Below are 344 nucleotides of genomic sequence, written 5' to 3'. Positions count from 1 at the left end.
CTGTAACAAACCCGAGGAATACCAATGCCATACGCCGAAACCAACGGAATTCAACTGTATTACGAGCAGCGCGGAAGCGGAGAACCTGTAATCCTTATTATGGGTATTACCGCCCCGGGGGAGGTGTGGGAGGATCACGCCTCCTTCTGGGAAGAAGATTTTCGCTGCATCCAGGTCGACAACCGCGGGGTGGGCCGCTCCGAGAAGCCGGAAGGCCCCTACACGATGGGGCAGATGGCCGACGACTATGCCGGGCTGATGGACCACCTTAATATATCTAAGGCAGCCGTGGTGGGGGTCTCGATGGGCAGCCCGATCGCCCAGCAGCTGGCCCTGCGCCACCC

General features: G+C 59.6%; 1 protein-coding gene. It reads left to right on the top strand.

The window, feature by feature from the left end:
• Positions 1 to 24: 24 nt before the first annotated feature.
• The coding region (locus ACG2E4_RS18565; RefSeq protein ID WP_395277522.1) for an alpha/beta fold hydrolase at positions 25 to 344 on the top strand (320 nt) is incomplete at its 3' end.

This window comes from Halalkalibaculum sp. DA384, from assembly GCF_043951955.1.
Taxonomy (GTDB): Bacteria; Bacteroidota; Rhodothermia; order Balneolales; family Balneolaceae; genus JAMQKA01.
Note: the sequence above shows the minus strand (reverse complement) of the source record. Positions and strands in the feature narration are given on the sequence as shown.